General features: G+C 62.2%; 1 pseudogene. It reads right to left on the bottom strand.

The annotated features are described in order from the left end of the window. Window positions 1-241, bottom strand: a pseudogene (locus AF337_RS03825) (methyltransferase type 12); the annotation flags it as partial.

Genomic DNA, 241 nt, shown 5'->3' on the forward strand with positions numbered 1-241 from the left:
GCTTGGCATGCATCGCGAGCGCGGCCGTGTGGATGCCCTCGAAGCAGCCGATCTCAAAGACGGTGAGATCGCGCAGCGGGATGCGCCGATCAAGCTCGACGATGCGGGGATCGGGCATTGCCTGCGGCAAGTTGCGCTTCGTGACGGAGTGAGCGACGCCGAACTTGCGTCCCTTGCGATCCAACACAAAAGCGGCCCACGGCAGTAACTTGTTCAGTCGCTCTAGCTCGTCGTCAGGAAG

The organism is Rhizobium ecuadorense (assembly GCF_001187535.1).
Lineage (GTDB): Bacteria > Pseudomonadota > Alphaproteobacteria > Rhizobiales > Rhizobiaceae > Rhizobium > Rhizobium ecuadorense.